The sequence below is a fragment of the Nannocystis pusilla genome, from assembly GCF_026626665.1.
Lineage (GTDB): Bacteria > Myxococcota_A > Polyangia > Nannocystales > Nannocystaceae > Nannocystis > Nannocystis pusilla.
On the sequence record NZ_JAPNKE010000002.1, the window covers coordinates 8555843 to 8571697 of the forward strand.

At 71.4% G+C, this 15855-nt stretch carries 13 protein-coding genes; 8 read left to right on the forward strand and 5 right to left on the reverse strand.

Annotated elements, in window-relative coordinates; translation table 11 throughout:
• Position 1: 1 nt before the first annotated feature.
• The 4 genes from OV079_RS37760 to OV079_RS37775 all read left to right on the forward strand — a co-directional run bounded on the left by OV079_RS37760 (position 2) and on the right by OV079_RS37775 (position 4620).
• Complete coding sequence (locus OV079_RS37760) at positions 2-934, forward strand: ADYC domain-containing protein (protein WP_267774451.1); 933 nt, start codon at positions 2-4, stop codon at positions 932-934.
• A gap of 185 nt (positions 935-1119) precedes the next feature.
• Positions 1120-3081 carry a S9 family peptidase gene (locus tag OV079_RS56555; RefSeq protein ID WP_267774452.1) on the forward strand — a complete coding sequence of 654 codons (1962 nt, stop codon included), beginning with the start codon at positions 1120-1122 and terminating at the stop codon, positions 3079-3081.
• A 120-nt stretch (positions 3082-3201) separates the two neighbouring features.
• Positions 3202-3858 carry a hypothetical protein gene (locus OV079_RS37770; RefSeq protein ID WP_267774453.1) on the forward strand — a complete coding sequence of 219 codons (657 nt, stop codon included), beginning with the start codon at positions 3202-3204 and terminating at the stop codon, positions 3856-3858.
• A 159-nt stretch (positions 3859-4017) separates the two neighbouring features.
• Positions 4018-4620 (forward strand): hypothetical protein, encoded by a 603-nt coding sequence (locus tag OV079_RS37775; RefSeq protein WP_267774454.1) that lies wholly within the window; start codon positions 4018-4020, stop codon positions 4618-4620.
• A gap of 34 nt (positions 4621-4654) precedes the next feature.
• Here the strand turns inward: OV079_RS37775 and OV079_RS56560 are convergent, their stop codons facing one another.
• Entirely contained in the window at positions 4655-6235 is a 1581-nt protein-coding gene (locus OV079_RS56560) for a formylglycine-generating enzyme family protein (protein ID WP_267774455.1), read from the reverse strand.
• 14 nt (positions 6236-6249) lie between these two features.
• Positions 6250-6759 carry a TlpA family protein disulfide reductase gene (locus OV079_RS37785; protein ID WP_267774456.1) on the reverse strand — a complete coding sequence of 170 codons (510 nt, stop codon included), beginning with the start codon at positions 6757-6759 and terminating at the stop codon, positions 6250-6252.
• A 311-nt stretch (positions 6760-7070) separates the two neighbouring features.
• Here OV079_RS37785 and OV079_RS37790 point away from each other — a divergent pair, with 311 nt between their 5' ends.
• From OV079_RS37790 to OV079_RS37805, 4 genes are all read left to right on the forward strand, one after another.
• Entirely contained in the window at positions 7071-8795 is a 1725-nt protein-coding gene (locus OV079_RS37790; RefSeq protein ID WP_267774457.1) for a hypothetical protein, read from the forward strand.
• Positions 8795-9646: a hypothetical protein gene (locus tag OV079_RS37795; protein WP_267774458.1), complete on the forward strand. Its 852-nt coding sequence runs from the start codon at positions 8795-8797 to the stop codon at positions 9644-9646. Before OV079_RS37790 ends, OV079_RS37795 begins: the two co-directional genes overlap by 1 nt.
• A 150-nt stretch (positions 9647-9796) precedes the next feature.
• Positions 9797-10765, forward strand: a complete 969-nt coding sequence (locus OV079_RS37800; RefSeq protein ID WP_267774459.1) for a hypothetical protein — start codon at positions 9797-9799, stop codon at positions 10763-10765.
• Positions 10765-12546: a hypothetical protein gene (locus tag OV079_RS37805; protein WP_267774460.1), complete on the forward strand. Its 1782-nt coding sequence runs from the start codon at positions 10765-10767 to the stop codon at positions 12544-12546. Before OV079_RS37800 ends, OV079_RS37805 begins: the two co-directional genes overlap by 1 nt.
• Positions 12547-12667: 121 nt before the next feature.
• Here the strand turns inward: OV079_RS37805 and OV079_RS37810 are convergent, their stop codons facing one another.
• The 3 genes from OV079_RS37810 to OV079_RS37820 form a co-directional block, all read right to left on the reverse strand.
• Positions 12668-13822 (reverse strand): hypothetical protein, encoded by a 1155-nt coding sequence (locus tag OV079_RS37810; protein ID WP_267774461.1) that lies wholly within the window; start codon positions 13820-13822, stop codon positions 12668-12670.
• Positions 13823-14335: 513 nt separating this feature from the next.
• Positions 14336-15451, reverse strand: a complete 1116-nt coding sequence (locus OV079_RS37815; protein WP_267774462.1) for a phytoene desaturase family protein — start codon at positions 15449-15451, stop codon at positions 14336-14338.
• The gene (locus tag OV079_RS37820; RefSeq protein WP_267774463.1) at positions 15403-15855 is read right to left on the reverse strand and encodes a phytoene desaturase family protein; all 453 of its coding nucleotides are present in this window, start codon (positions 15853-15855) and stop codon (positions 15403-15405) included. The genes OV079_RS37815 and OV079_RS37820 overlap by 49 nt, the downstream gene beginning before the upstream one ends.

Below are 15855 nucleotides of genomic sequence, written 5' to 3' on the forward strand. Positions count from 1 at the left end.
CTTGGTCGGATGCGACGAGCCGATCGAGCAGGCCCACGTCGGCACGCCGATCGACGACGGCATCACGTTTCGCACGGTGATCGACAACGGCGTCGAGCTCAACGGCCCGCTGATGAACGGGATGCGGATGAACGGGATGCGAATGAACGGGATGCGGATGAACGGGATGCGGATGAACGGCATGCGCATGAACACATCCGAGCTCGACAACTTCGCCATCACCGCGGGCAGCCTCATCACCGCGCTGCTGGACTCGATCCAGCGCTCGGGGGCCGACCTCGCGGGCGCCGAGTACGACTTCGACTACGAGGTCGTGCCCGGCAACTATGAGAACAAGAAGCTGCGGATCGTCAGCGTCGTGCAGAGCAGCACCGACGCCGACATTTACTTCAACGACGTGCGCTACCAGGTCGACGCCGTCACCTGGGACTATCTGTGCCGCGACGGCGCCAGCAACCCGACCGAGGCGATCGCCCTCAATTTCGCGTGGGACGACAGCACCGGCAGCCGGCTCGAGTACGCCGACGCGTTCACCTGGGCCTGCCGCGGCGCCGCCCTGGCCAAGGCGGTCGAGTGGGGCTACGCGCCGTGGCGGAGCGCCGGCGCGACCCCGCTGAAGGACGCCCACCAGGCCGCGGTGCGCATGATCCGGGCCGACTACTGCGGCACGGGCGTGACCCACACCATCAACGGCAACCCGATCGACGTGAGCGACAAGTGGAGCATCCAGGAGCCCGGCACCGCCTGGCCGGTCGAGGCCAAGTGGGGCCCGAACGGCGCGGTGTGCCTCAACACGCCGCGGCGGCAGTCGTGGGCCCGCGCGACCGTGATCGCCGAGTGCGTGGCCGCCGGCAAGGGCGTGCTGCCCTACTGCACCAACAACAACCCGACCGAGTTCGGCGGCTTGCTGATGACCCAGGCCAATCCGCTCTGACCCGCGCGCCGCTGCCGGCGCCCCCTTGCCCTGGGCGCCGGTGGGCTGCTAGCAGGGTAGGGCCATGCGCAGCCCCCTCGTCGCGTCGCTCACCCTGCTCGCCGCCTGCGCCCCCGAACGCGGCGAAGCCCTATCCGAACGCCGAGCCGCCCGCGGGCGCGGCGAAGCCCGCGAGCGAGGCCGGCGTGGTCCGCTATTTCGACCGCGCCGTCGACCTCGCGCCGTTCCTCACCGGCTTCCCGTATGTGCAATGGATGCCGAGCCTGCGCACCGACAAGCTGTTCGTGCTCAAGACCGGCGAGCGCTACGAGCTGCAGATGCTCGACCTCGCCGGCGACGAGGCGAAGAGCCTGGCGCGGGCCGTCACCGTCTCGGACGTCGACTGGTCGCAGCGCAGCCTGTGGCGCCTGCACCACCACGCCGAGAGCGACACGCTATGGCTGCACGCCGATGCTCGCAATGACGAGCACATGAATCTGTGGACCCTGAATCTGAAGACAGGCGCTCTGGAGCAGGTCACCGACCACGATTACGTCTACGGATTCGGCCTCGACGACGCCGAATCGCAGATCGCTTACCTCCCGCGCGCCGGTGTGGCGCCGCCGTACCGCACCTGCCTGCGTGTCATGGACGTCGCCGGCAAGGCGGCGCGTGAGGTCGTCTGCGATACGCCTGCACTGTCGTTCACATGGTCGGTGCCGCGGTTCTCGCCCGACGGCCGCGAGGTCTACTTCGCCGCCCAGGTCGACGGCGACCGCAACCGCACCCAGCTCGTCGCCGTCGACCTGACCGCCGCGCGCCCGGCCGTCCGCGTCGTCACCGACCCCAAGCTCACGCGCACCGACGCCGAGCTGCTCGAGGGCTGGCTCGACGCCGACACCGCGCTCCTGCTCGCCAACGACGACGGCTACCGCAACCTCTTCAGCATGTCCCGAAAGACAGGCGCGATGAAGCAGCTCACCCGCTTCACCGAGGACCTGACCTCGGCGTCGATCACCGACATCGGCGTGGTCGGCGTGCACCGCAGCCCGCTCGGCGCGTCGCTGGCGGTGATCGACCCGCGCAGCGGCAAGGTCCTCGCGGCGCGCAAGCTGCCCGGCGCGGCCGACGTGCTCGAGGGCCGCGGCGGCCGGGTGCTCTGGACCCACGAGGCACCCGACCAGTACTTCGAGCTCAACGTCCAGAGCGTCCTCGCCGACGCCCAGGGCCCGGCGTTCGGCCGCGGCTGGAGCGTCGGCCTCACCCCGGCGGTGCGCGAGGCGGTCGTCCAGTGCAAGGCCGAGCGCGTCAAGATCCCGACCTTCGACCGCGACAAGGCCACCGGCAAGCCGCGCGAGCTGCACGCCTTCGTGCTCACCCCGCTGCACGCCCCGGCCGACCCGAGTCATCGCCTCGCCTTGATCGAGGCGTTCTACGGCGGCGAGAACCGCTACAGCACCTTCGCCCACGTCATGTGCGCGGCCGGCCTCACCGTGGTTTCGCCGACGGTGCGCGGCGGCGACGGCTTCGGCAAGGCGTTCGCCGCCCTCAACGACCGCGACCTCGGCGGCGACGAGATCGTCGACCTGTTCCACGTCGCCCGCTGGACCGAGCGCACCCTCGGCCTGCGGCCGGCGCAGATCGGCGTGTTCGGCGGCAGCCACGGCGGCTACGCGACCATGCGCGCCCTGACCTTTCCGCCAGGTACCAAGGGACATAACGAGATCTACGAGTTCGGCTTCGGCCTGGCGCACGCCGGCTTCTCCGACATCAAGAGCTTCCACGACCAGTGCAACATCCCCGACTGGGTGGTGCTCGAGAGCGGCGACCCGAGCCGGCCCGACGACCTGGCGCGCATGAAGGATCGCAGTCCGCTGACGCACGTCGACCGGCTCGCGGCGCCGCTGCTCCTCACCCACGGCAGCAACGACTGGCGCGTGCCGGTCGGCGAGTCGCGCGCCTTCTACGAGAAGGCCCGCGCGCTCGGCAAGCCGGTGACGCTGGTCGAATTCGCCGGCCAGGGCCACCACATCGAGGGTCTGGCGCGGATCGCCGAGCTCTATCAGGCCCGCTTCGACATGCTGCAGAAGGTCGCCGCGTCGCCCGCTGCGCCCGCGTCTGCGAGCGCCGCGACGGGCCCGGCGCGCGGGGCTGCTACGCAGTTGTGAAGCGCGTCACAGTCCGCGAACACGAGCGCCTTTTCGCTCCTTTCTGGTTCACCTGCCCGGGGGGCGTGTTAGGGTGCGGCGGAAAGGGCGCCAGGCGCCCCCTCAGGAGGCACTGACCTAATGATTCGCAACTTCTTCTTCAGCTCTGTGACGGCGTTCGGCCTGCTCGCTCTCGGCGCCTGCGGCGACGACGGCAAGACCAGCGACACCAACGTCCAGGAGACCCAGGGCACCACGGACACCACGGACACCACGAACGGCACAACCGAGCCGGGCACCACCAACACGCCGAGCACCGAAGGCACCGGCACCTCGATCACCGGCGACGACCCGACCACGACCGGTCCGCTGACCTCGACGTCCGGCCCGATCGAGACGACGACCGAGCCCGAGACGACGACGACCGAGCCCGGCACGTCGACCACGTCGACGACCGAGCCCGGCACGACGACCGAGGACACCAGCACCAGCACGACGACGACCGACGGCACCACCACGGACGACCCGGTCATGCAGTGCCTCGACGAGGTGAACCCGGGCGACCCGTGTGGCGAGTGCGCCTGCACCGAGTGCCTCGAGGAGCTGCAGATCTGCGCGGAGGACCCCGGCTGCCAGGCGATCCGCGACTGCGCCCAGATGGCCGGCTGCGGCGGCATCGACTGCCTCGGGCCGTGCGGCAACGTCATCCAGATGAACGGCGGCCCGTTCGGCCCGTCGGGCATGAAGGCCCAGGCCATCGGCACCTGCGTCGACCAGCAGTGCCAGGGCCAGTGCTGAGCCCCGGCTCGCACGCCTCGCACCGGGTCTGAACCCTCCCGGTGCCCACGCCGGCGCAGCCCCTGCGCCGGCGTTTGTTTTCGCCCCCGGGCGAGGTCACATTCGCGCCTGTTGCGCGATTTTGACCGGCGCGCAAGCGAGCGGGTATCGTCGGGCGATATGGATCGGCCCCCCGCCGCCCTCGTTTTGGCCGCTGCGCTCGCTCTGGCCGCCTGTAGCGACAACGGCGACGGCCCGACGACGATCGTCACCGGCGCCACCACCGACATCACCAGTCCCGCGACCGGCACGACCGAGGGCTCGACTTCGAGCAGCAGCGGCGGCAGCGACGCGGGTACCGGCAGCACGACCTCGACCGCGACCACGGAAGCGGGCTCGAGCAGCACGAGCACCTCGAGCAGCACGAGCAACTCGACGACGACCACCACCGGCGACGAGACGACGACCACCGGCGACGCGAGCAGCACGACGATGCTCGACCCGGTCGAGGCCTGTCTCGCCGAGGTCGACCCCGGCGACGAGTGCAACGAGTGCATCTGCACCGAATGCCTGATGCAGTGGGACGCGTGCCACGCGGACGAGGGCTGCACGGCGATCCAGCAGTGCGCGCAGACCAACGGCTGCTACGGCGACGAGTGCGACGCGCCGTGCGCTACCGTCATGAACTTCTACGGCCCTCCCGACAGCCCGTCGATGACCGCGTGGAAAGCCCTGACCGCCTGCCTCGTCGAGGCGAGCTGCGACCGGAAGTGTCCGTGGTGAACCTGTCCCTCGGGCCAGATGGCTCCTCCGCGTCTCAAGGATCGTAGGCGCAGCGGAAGCCGAGGTCGGGCCGCCTGTCCTTCAGGTCACGCAGGCGGCGGGCCGTGGTGCGCACGTCGGCGTCGTCGGTCGACAGGAAGCCGCCGCCGCGGGTGGCGCGGCGGCCGGTGTCGGGTCCGCCCCAGCCGATGTGCTGCTCCTCACCCGTTTGATAGGAGATCTCCGCGCTCGCGGTCCACTCCCACACGTTGCCGGCCAGGTCGGCCACCTGGCCGCGGCCGCGGCCGCCGGAGAAGCTGCCGACCCGCGCCGTGCCGACCACCCCGTCGCTCTTGTTGTGTAACTTGAGCCATGTCGGAGGGGGCATGTCCTTCAGGCCATGTTTGAGCTCGGGCTGCAGCCGCGCCCGCGCCCGCGCGCACTCCTCCCCGCAGGCGTTGACCAGCCGCGGCCCCGGCTCCTGCTCGCCCCAGGCGTAGGTGCGCTCCTGCTCGCCGCCGCGGGCGGCCCACTCCCACTCGACCTCGGTCGGCAGGCGGCCGCCGGCCCACTGGCAGTAGGCCGCGGCCTGGTTCCAGCTGATGCAGTTGATCGGGTGGCGGCGCTTGCCCGAGCGGTCGCCGTTGCACTGCGCGCTGGCCCACTCGAGCTCGGCGGCCGACGTCTTGAAGCGGGCGCTGGTGGCGGCCTCGGAGCACGGGCCCTTGGCGGCGCACGCGGCGTAGTCGGCGACGCGCACCTCTTCGCGGTCGAGGCAGAAGTCGGCCACCTCGACCTGGCCGCCGACGCTGGCGCGGAAACGGCCGCCCTCGACCAGCGCCGCGTCACGCGGGCACACCTGGCGGGCCCGCGCCGCCGCCACCTCCGCGGGCTCGCGGATCGCCTCGACCTCGACGCGCAGCAGCGCCCGGCAGCGGTTCGGCGGGCCGTCGCCGCGGTCGTCGCCGCAGGCCCCGAGGTCGCCGTCGCTGCGCACCAGCCCGCGCGCCGCCGACGAGCCGGCCCCGCCGCCCGCGTTCATCCACCCGACCTCCCCGCGGATCTCCGCACCTGCCTCGGAGGACAGGCGGAACGCCCCGACCGACAGCCCCGAGATCACGTGCGTCGCCCGCTCGCAGTCGCCGCGCAGGTCGACCCGCGCCGGCCGCCCGTGACCGCCCTGCCAGCGGCCCACCACGGTCATGCCGAGCGTCAGCGCCCCGTGGCGCTCGAGCTCCGCCTCGAGGTTGGCCGCGCCGAGCGGGATCTTGGCGTACAGGTCGTCGGCCCGCTTGAACACGTAGTCCTCGCGCTTCGGCTGCACGCCCTGGTAGCGGTAGCTGCCCGCCGCGGTGCAGCCGCGCAGCAGCTCCATCTCGCAGCCGGCGTAGCGGACCGCGACCATCCGCTCGCCCTCGGCCACCAGCGTCTCGAGCTCGCTGCGGTCGTGCGCCGGCCACTCGATGATCAGCGGCCGCGCGTGGCTGCGCGCGACCCCGCAGCGGGTCTGGCCCTCCGGCTCGTAGGTCGGCGTCTGGGCCATGGCGCTGGCGAGGTTGGCGTTGCGGCAACCTGTCCCGGAGGACAGGAGCACGGCGAACCCGAACGCGATCGCGGCCGGACGGGGGGCGGTCACGCCGCCAGAGTACCTCAATCGCGCGCGCGGCGGACCGCCGCGACCGCGCGGTTCATCGCGCCGACGCCGTCGCCGGGGAACGAGCGCCAGCGGACCCGCCCGCCGCGGCCCAGGACGAGGGTGGAGGGGATCTTGTCGACCCGAAAGCGGGCGGTGAGCACGAGGCCGCTGTCGTGGACGACCGGGAAGGCGACCCCGAGCGCGCGCACCATCGCCTGGGTGTCGCCCGCGAACTCGTCGGCGCCGATGCCGATCACCGCGACGTCGCGCTGGCGCGCGGCCCAGCGCTGGACCTTGGGCAGGTGCTTCCAGCACGGCTCGCAGTAGCGGGCGAAGAACTCGACCACGACGACCTGGTCGCGCAGCGCCGCGAGGTCGACCACCCGACCGTCGAGGCCCCGCCGCGAGAACTGCGGCGCCGCCTCGCCCAGCAGGCTGGTCGGCGCCGACGGCGGCATCTCCGGCGGGCGACACCCCGCCGCCACCGCCACGAGCCCCAGCACCCGCCGCCTGCTCCAAGGCACGGCTCTCCTGTACCGCGAACCCGCCCGCCCGCGAAAGCCCGGCGGCGACGGATCCGCCCGACCAGATGTCTCTCGGGACAGCTCACGGCGCGCGCCCCCGAACTTGACCCTCCGGCAGATTCCCCCGCCCAGGCCGCCCTAGTAGCCCCTATTGTGTCCATCGCGCAAATTTTGCACGCCGTCTTCCGGCGCTGAGGAGGGTCCTCCACGTGGTAGTGTCGGCGGCCTCACCCGATGTTGGCACCCGAGGCGCTCGACTTCAGCCGCGTCCCCCCGAGCTCGGCAGCCACGTCGGCTGGCTCTGTCTGGCGGTGGTGGTGGCGACGCTGGCGTGGGCGGCGACGCGGATGGAGTCGGTGCGCCGCAGCCTGCTCGGGCTCGAGGACCCGCGCATGTTCGCGACCCTGCGGATCGGCACCGCGCTGATGACGATCCAGTGCTTCTGGAACCTGAAGCCGTACTGGCGCATGTTGTGGAGCGACGAGGGCCTCTACGACCTCGACGAGATCCGCTCGCGGTTCGGCAGCTCGGCGCTGATGGGCTGGACCCCGGAGGACGGCTTCCTCGACCACTGGGCTGTCCTCAAGTACCTGTGGGGCAAGCACTCGCTGTTCTACTTCTGGTCGTCGCCCGACGGCGTCGAGTGGGTGATGTACGGCATCTTCGGCGTGCTGCTGCTGTACGCCTTCGGGGTGCTGTCGCGGCTCACCGGCGTGCTCAGCTGGCTGCTGGTGTGCAGCGTCTACAACCACAACGGGCTCTACCTCGAGGGCACCGACACGGTGTACCGCACGCTGTGGTGGGTGCTGATCTTCGCCCGCACCGGCGACGCGTGGAGCGTCGACAACTGGGTCCGCTGCAAGCTGCTGCGCCGGGCCGGCAAGCTGCAGGAGGTCGGCGAGCCGGCGCAGCCGGGCAAGCAGCCCGTCTACCGCCTGGTCCCGAGCTGGCCGCGCTACCTCATCATGGCCCAGCTGGTGGCGATCTACACCGCCACGGGCATCGTCAAGACCGGCAACGTGTGGGTCCAGGGCGACGCGCTGTACTACGCGCTCAACATGGACCACTTCTATCGCTTCGAGGACTGGACGCAGCAGGTCTCGGCGATCTTCGGGACCAACCTGTTCCGGCTGATGACGTGGGTGACGCGCTGGTGGGAGGAGCACTTCGCGATCGCCATGCTCGGGGCGATCGTCGGGTTCCAGCTGCGCCACCGCGACCAGCCGTGGTTTGTCGCCCAGGACCGGCCATGGCGTCGCTGGCTCGGCCGCGTCGCGCTCGTCCTCGGCTACCTCGCGCTCTACCGCATCAGCGTGCTCGCCTACCCGTACGTGGGCGAGCTGCCGAAGAACCAGCCCGAGCAGGTGGCGACGATCGTCAGCAGCGGGATCTTCCGCGTGCACATCACCATGGGCGTGGTGGTGCCGCTGCTCGTCGCGGCCTGGTTCGCGCTCGGGCGCTGGCCGCTGAAGGTGCGTCGGTGGACGATCGATCAGTCGTTCGTGCAGCGCTGGCTGCTCGGGCGCCGGCTGTGGCTGACCCTCGGGGTCGTCTTCCACGGCTTCCTGATCCTGTTCATGAACATCGGCATGTTCCCGTTCATCATGCTGATGGTCTACGTCGCGTGGCTGCGCGGCGAGGAGATCGCCGCGGCCCTGCACTGGGTGTGGCGGCAGCTCCGGCGCACCGGCCTGCGACGGGTCTTGCCGGCGAGCGGCGAGCAGTGGTTCGGCCCGGCCCAGCGGCCCGAGGACCTGCCCGCGCGGGGCAGCAAGATCGCCGACGCCGTCGTCGTCGTCCTCGGCCTGCTGCTCCTGGCCATCATCTACAAGCGGATCGGCGGCGACCGTGACGTCGGCGGCCTCGTCTACGCCTGGCTCGGCCTGGTCGCCGCCGTCGCTCTGGTGTTCCGCTTCGCGGCCCGGCGTCTTCGGCATGTCTTCAAAAACATGTCCGAAGTGCCACACAGCGCCGCGCTCGGGGGAGCGCCGGGGCTGGCCGGGGGCGCGCTGTACCGGGCAGTCGCTCCGGCCTGATGACCTGGCACTTCTGCGCCGTCGGCCTGAGCCTGTTCCCCGGCAGCAACATCTTCAGCCAGTGGCGGTCGGCCGCGCGCGGCGTGTTCGGCAGCTACCTCAGCGTCACCGGCACCTCGCAGAGCTGGAACATGTTCGCGCCCAACCCGCCGCGGGCCAACACCTTCATGAAGACGGTGGTGGTGCTGCCGGACGGGACCCGCTGGGACATCGGCTACAACAGCTACAGCTACCGCCCGTTCCCGTGGATCTACAACGACCGCATGCGCAAGATGCATCGGCGCATGATCGGCAAGGGCAAGTCGTACCTGCGGCCGTGGTCGTTCTTCGTCTGCCGCAACTGGTTCCTCGACTACGGCACCCCCGCGGCCAAGGTCGAGATGTGGCGGATCACCACGAAGATCCCCACCCCCGAGCAGGTCGCCACCAAGGGCTGGTACCGGCCCAAGGACCTCAAGGCCACCCACGAGCTGGTCGAGTCGCACAGCTGCCTCAAGAACGGCCAGCTGCCCGCGTTCATGAAGCAGCGCTACGGCCTCGAGCTCGACGAGGCCGACCAGCGCGAGCTCGAGGCCGCCCGGGACAAGCAGGCCCGCCAGGCCGAGCAGCGCCGGCGCAATGGGCCTCTCGCCGCGACTGGGGCGGGAGCCCCCAGCCCCGCACCCCCAGCGTCAACCCGCCTGCCGCCGCGCAGGAGCAGCCGCCGCCCGAGCCGGCCCGCGGCGCCGAGGACGGCGATGGCGAGTAGAATCGATCGCCGCGAGCGACCCGCCCGGGTCGCGGAGGACCTCGAGCTCCCCCTTTGTAAATTATCCTTGGACTTTCGTGATGGCTTACGGGACATGGCTTGAGAGACATATCGGACCGGGCCCCCGGCGAGCAGGGGCTCGCGGGATCGGGGTGGCGCGCGGGACATGGCTCGAAGGACAGGACGGTCCGCGCACCGGTCGAGCGGAGGCTCGCGGGATGGCGTGCGGGACATGTCTCGAGGAGCATGTGCGATGAGCCAGGCGGCCGAGCAGCCCGCTTCGCGGCTGGCCGACGCGCTGCTGCGCGCGCCCGCGGCCGAGGACCCGTCCGACGAGCCGTGGGCCTACCGCGGGTGGGCGGCGCTGCTGGTCAGCCTGTTCATCCTCTATCACACGGTCGCGCTGCTGCAGCACACCACGCCGGCGGCCGGGCTGGCGGAGCGGTTCAACCGCAAGCTGGCGGGGTTCCTGCGCGCGGGCGCGTACATGCGGGCCACCTCGAGCGTGCAGAGCTGGGCGATGTTCGCCCCCAACCCACACCGGACCAACCAGTTCTTGCAGGTGCGGGTGGTGACGCAGGACGGCGAGGAGCTCGACCTGCTGCACGACATCTACGGCCGGCGCGACTACCCGTACTTCTTCTACGACCGGATGGGCAAGATCAACCGCCGGCTGCTCGAGCAGGAGCGCTACCAGTCGCCGTACGCCGCGTGGGTCTGCCGCGAGTGGGCGCGCACCCACGGGGGCGAGGCGCCGGTGCGGATCAACTTCACCAAGATGTGGACGAAGGTGCCGCCGCCGGACAAGGCGATCGCCACCATGGGCTTCGACCCGTTCGCGCTCAAGCTGTACAAGGAGCCGCTCAAGGGCTTCGACTGCGCCACCACCCCGCACGCGCAGCTGCCGAACGACATCCGCGCGCGCTACGGCTTCACGCCGCTGCCGGACGGCGCGTTCGTCGACATCGAGGAGAACACCTGGCGCGACCGGGCCGACGCGAAGGCGCGGATCCTCCAGCGCCGGCGGGCCGCCGACGCGGGGCGCGGCAAGGCGCCCGCGGGCAAGGCCGCGCGGGGCGAGGACGCGGCGCCGCCGGCGGAGGGCGGGGCCGAGGGTGCGCCGGGCGAAGGTGGCGGGGCCGAGGGCGCGCCCGGCGACGAGCCGGCGCTGGCGAACGAGGGCGGCAACGAGGGCGGCGGGGCCGACGGGGGTGGTGACTGATGCTGGCCGCGCTGCTCGCCCCGGCCAAGGCGCCCGCGGTCGACCTGTCGGCGCACATGTCCCTTGCGACAGGTGCGCTGTGGCTCGGCCTCGGCTGCGCGGTCGCGTTCTTCCTCGTCCGGCCGGAGCTGTGGCGGCGGCTGTGGCTCGAGCGGGTCGATCCGCGGCCGGCGGGGCTGTTCCGGATCGTCTTCGGCGTGGTGGTGCTGTGGACGCTGCTCGACCTGATCCCGCTGCTGCGCTTCTTGTTCACCGACGAGGGCCTGTGGCTGCCGGCGATGGCGCGCAAGAACTACGGCGGCGAGCTGCGGCGGCTGTGGGACCCGGAGTACGGCTTCGAGAGCTGGTGGAGCGTCGTCCCGGCGCTGTGGGCCAAGTTCTCGCTGTTCCACCTGCGCGCCGACCCGGCCTTCGTGTGGGCGGTGTTCGGCCTGACCTGCGCCAGCGTCACCGCCATGATCCTCGGCGTCAAGACGCGCCTCAGCACGCTGCTCAGCTGGTTTCTCGTCAACACCTTCTACAGCTACAGCCCGGTCTTCTACAGCGGCGGCGACACCGTCCTGCGGGTGTTCCTGTTCCTCGGCCTGCTCACTCGCTGGGGCGAGGCCTACTCGCTCGACGCCTGGTGGCGACGCAAGCGCGAGCTCCTGGGCGGCAGCCTCGTCGTCCCCGCGCTGCGCAAGATCCCCGCGTGGCCGCTGCGGCTGATGATGCTGCAGCTCGCCATCATCTACTGCGCCACCGGGGCGCTCAAGAGCGGCCTCACCTGGTTCGACGGCACCGCGCTTTATTACGCGCTGAGCCTCGACCACTTCTACCGCCACCCGGTCCAGATCCAGATCGCCACGTTCCTGCACTGGATCGGCTTCTTGCCGCTCTCGACGTGGGTCACCAAGGCGTGGGAGACCCTGTTCCCGCTGGCGCTCGTCGGGGTGGCGCTGCGCCGGTTCGAACGCGAGGTGTCCGCAGGGACATGGCCGAAGGTGCAGGCGTGGCGCCGGCTGCTGTCGTACGCGCTGATCGCCGCGGTCGTCGGCGTGCTGGCGTACGTGGGCGGATTGACCGCCTGGTACTACTACAGCCCGGGCGAGGCGCCGGTGGCGATCACCCGCCAGCAGGCGCAGGCGCTCGTGGTCGCGGGGGTGCTGGCGTTCCCGGCGCTGCTGCTGGGTGCGTACTCGTGGCTGCGAGCCCGCCGGCCGCGGGCCCACGCGTGGGTGCTGCGGTGGCTGTGCGGCAAGCGGCTGTGGCTGGGGCTCGGCGTCGTCATGCACCTGGTGATCGACGTGGCCATGAACGTCGGGACCTTCGTGCAGGTGATGCTGGCGGTCTACATCCCGTGGCTGTCGGCGAGCGAGCTCGACGCGGTGTGGCGCACGCTGATGTCGCGCCCGCTCGGCGAGGGCGAGGGCGACCGACCGAAGCACAAGCCGGGCTGGAAGGCCTCGCTGCTGCGCCCGCTCGACCGTCTGCGCTACCGCGGCCCGCGCGAGCCGTACGTGGTCCATCACGCGGCCGACGAGGCGTCGATCCGCCGGGTCGCGCTGCTGCGCATGTGGGACCTCGGCGCGCGCCTGCGCTTCGAGACCGATCCGTCCGTGCCCGCGGGCGCGCTGGTGATCGTCACACCCGACGTCAAGACGCGCCAGGCCGGCGCCGAGGCCGGGCGCGCGCTGGTGCCGATCCTGCCCGGCTTCTGGTGGCTGTACCCGTGGTGCCTCGCGCCCGGGCTGCGCACCCTGGCCGGGCGCGTGGTCTTGCGGACCTTCGAACTGCGCTGAGCCACGCCCGCTGACGGGGCCCCACGAGCTCGTCGCTACGAGCTCTGAGCTCCTGCGAGGCGCCAGCGCTGTGACGCTCCTCGCTCGCCGAGAGCGGCGGCGGACGAGCGAGGCGCGCGGATCACTGCGGGATCGTGCAGTAGTTCTGCGGCGACAGCCACCCGAGGATGTTGACCCAGAACTGCTTGATCTGCGGGATCTGCTGCCACTCCGAGTCGAACTCGATCCACTCGTCGCCGAAGATGAACAGCTTGCCGTCGATGCGGGTCTGGCCCACCGCGACCGGGCCCTGCGGCAGCGTGCCGATCACCTCGTTGACGGCGACGCCGTCCTCGGTGATGTCGACGTAGAGGCCGCCGTAGAACGACACCGAAGTGATGCCCTGCGTGATCGGGTGCATCGCCCACTGCGTCACCGGACCGCTGAAGAAGCCCTTGCTCTGGTTGTAGGCCAGGCCCATCGGGGCGATGATCGAGTTCGGGCGCTCGACGACCGTGTTGTTGTTGGTGTGGCCGGTCATCGACATCAGGCCGCCGCCGCCCTCGATCCAGGTCTTGATGATGGCGGCCTCGTCGGCGCTGTAGGTGCGGACCAGCCAGTCGAGGATGACGATGTCGTACTTCTCGAGGGTGACCGCGTCGATCGGGGTGGCGTCGAGGGAGATCCGGTCGACCTGGGTGCCCTGCGCTTCGAGCCAGGCCTGGAACTCCGCGGAAGGGTTGGCGCCCTCGTTGCCGAAGATGGCGATGTTGAGGCAGTCGCAGATGCCGTCGCCGCCGACGTCGACGTCGTCGACGACGCCGTTGCAGTCGTCGTCGAGGTCGTTGCACACCTCCTCGGCCGGAATACAGTCCGGGCCGGTGGTGGTGCTCTCGCCCATCGTCGTGGTGCCCGGCTCGGTGGTCGTGCCGGGCTCGATCGTGGTGGCGGTGTCGGGATCGGTGGCGCTGCCGTCGGTGACGGGGCTCGTGGTCGAGGTCGTGTCCGGATCGGTCGTCGACGAGGTCGCCGAGCCGTTGCTGGTCGAGGTCGGCTCACCGGTGGTCGGCAGCGAGGTCATGCTGGCCGAACCGGTGCCGTCGGTCTCGCCGCTGTCGCTGTCGCTGCCGCTCGCGGTGGTCGTGCCGTCGGTGGCAGCGGAGGTCGGGCCGGCGGTCGCGTCGGAGTCGGAGCCGCCTTCCGACGCGGTGACGTTATTGTTGGTGTTGCCGCAGCCCGCGGCGAGGACGATCGCGGCGCCGAGCAGCGCAGAAAAAGAGCCAAACCAGGTTGTCATGCGCATCGATGGTAGCGAGTGTGACGCCGCGTTGCGACACGCTTGCTCGCGCGCCCACGCGCGCACGCCGTCGCGTGACGCTGCGAAGCGTGCAGATGGCTTCCGGTGACGAGGCGGCGCGAGTGTCATCCGGAGTTGCTGGAGCTGCGCCGGCCAGCGCGACGTGCTCGACACGTCGCCGAACGCGAACGTCTTGCGTGAAGCTTGCGCGCCGCCGAGCCGACGTCCGGCGACGATGCCGTCGTCGAGCCGGCGAAGGAGCCGCTGCAGGGGTCGCAGGAGGGGGCGAGCAGCGAAGAGATCGAGTTCGCGCGGGTGATGCCGGCGACCTCGCGGTGCGATCCGTCGTGCCCATCGGGCGGCCGCCGGCATCGCTGCTTTGACGGTCCGCCGGCGACCTCCGGGCGCTGCGGACCGCGGTCGAGGACCGCGAGGTCTGCCTCGACGACGCTCGCCGCGGATCGATCCCGGAGCCGTCGCGAACCGGTCGCGCGACGCAGACGAGGTGGTCGCTCAGCCGAGGTCGCGCAGCGCGACGTGGGCCGCGTTGTAGCCGCACATGCCGTGCACACCTGCGCCCGGATGTGCGTAGCTCGAGCACAGGTAAAGACCCTCGACGGGCATGCGGTGGCGGAAGTACGGGAACAGCGGGCGGAAGAAGAGCTGGCGGTGCCAGGCGTTCGAACCGCCGCCGAGGTCGCCGCCGACCAGGTTGGCGTCCATGGCCTCGAGGTCAGGTGGCGCGACGATCCGGCGCGCCAGCACGGTGCTGCGGAAGCCGGGCGCGAGGCCCTCGATGCGGGCGTCGACGCGGTCGGCGAAGGCCTCGGCGTGGGCCTGCCAGCCGCCGGCGGGGCGGCTCGGCACGCGCGAGTATGCCCACAGCGTGTGCTTGCCGGCCGGGGCGCGCGTCGGGTCGGCGAGGGTCTGCTGGCCGACGACGAGGTACGGGTTGTCGGGGAGTTCACCGCGACGGACCTGGGCGGTGAACCGCTCGAGGTCGGCGAGGCTGTCGCCGGCGTGCACGACCGCGGCGCGCCTGGCCTCGGGGACAGACCACGGGACCGGCGACGACAGCGCCCAGTCGACCTTGAAGGTGCCCCAGCCCTGCGGGAACTTCTCCATGAAGCGGACCACGCGCCGGGGCACGAGGTCGCGCTCCACGAGGTCGAGCAGGAGCGACGCGGCGGCGGTGTCGGCGAGCACGGCACGACGGGCGGCGCGCAGCTCGGTGCCGTCGGCGAGGCGGACGCCGACGGCCCGCCGACCTTCCGTGAGGATCCGTTCGACCCGACTGGCGAGGCGGATCTCGCCGCCGTGACGCCGCAGGTCGGCGACCATCGCGTCGGCCAGCGCCTGGGCTCCGCCGCGCGGGATCGAGTAGCCGCCGGTGGTCGCGGTCATGCCGAGCATGAAGCCGAGAGCGGCGCCGAGCGGGTCGCGCGGACCGACGTCGACGTGCAGCGCGAGGCCGGGCATGACGCGCCGCGCCGCCTCGCCGCGGAACAGCCGGCGCGCCAGACCGCCGCCGGAGGACAGCAAGATCCGCGCGAGCTTGAAGATCCCGAACGGCAGTAACTTCAGGACAGGTGCGATCGTCGGCAGCGTGTTGAGGAGGATCCCCAGCACCGCCGGCTCGACGCCGCGGTACCAGCGGGCCAGCGCGGCGAAGGTCTCGCCGTCGCGCGGGTCGCCGAAGTTGCGGGCGCAGACGTCGAGGTCGCGGCTGATACACGCGACCGAGCCGTCGGGCGCGGGTGACAGCTCTCGAACTCGGCGAAGCACAGCTCGACGTGCTTCTCGAGCTCGAGCGCGCGGAAGGCCGGGCTGATGCGCGGGAACGGGAAGAACGCGGCGCCGACGTCGTGGACGAAGCCTGGCAGGGTGGCCTCCTCGGAGCCGAGGGCGCCGCCCCAGCGCCGCGAGTGGGCCTCGCACACGAGCACGCGCAGGCCGGCGCGCGCGAGCATGCAGGCGGCCACGAGGCCGTTGGGGCCGGAGCCGATGACGATCGCGTCGGGGTCGCCGGCCAT

Excerpts from the sequence above, each read along its gene's own strand:
- OV079_RS37770 (WP_267774453.1), top strand. The coding sequence starts at position 3,202 with ATGATTCGCAACTTCTTCTTCAGCTCTGTGACGGCGTTCGGCCTGCTC.
- OV079_RS37775 (WP_267774454.1), top strand. The coding sequence starts at position 4,018 with ATGGATCGGCCCCCCGCCGCCCTCGTTTTGGCCGCTGCGCTCGCTCTG.
- OV079_RS37795 (WP_267774458.1), top strand. The coding sequence starts at position 8,795 with ATGACCTGGCACTTCTGCGCCGTCGGCCTGAGCCTGTTCCCCGGCAGC.
- OV079_RS37800 (WP_267774459.1), top strand. The coding sequence starts at position 9,797 with ATGAGCCAGGCGGCCGAGCAGCCCGCTTCGCGGCTGGCCGACGCGCTG.
- OV079_RS37805 (WP_267774460.1), top strand. The coding sequence starts at position 10,765 with ATGCTGGCCGCGCTGCTCGCCCCGGCCAAGGCGCCCGCGGTCGACCTG.
- OV079_RS37810 (WP_267774461.1), bottom strand. The coding sequence starts at position 13,822 with ATGACAACCTGGTTTGGCTCTTTTTCTGCGCTGCTCGGCGCCGCGATC.
- OV079_RS37820 (WP_267774463.1), bottom strand. The coding sequence starts at position 15,855 with ATGGCCGGCGACCCCGACGCGATCGTCATCGGCTCCGGCCCCAACGGC.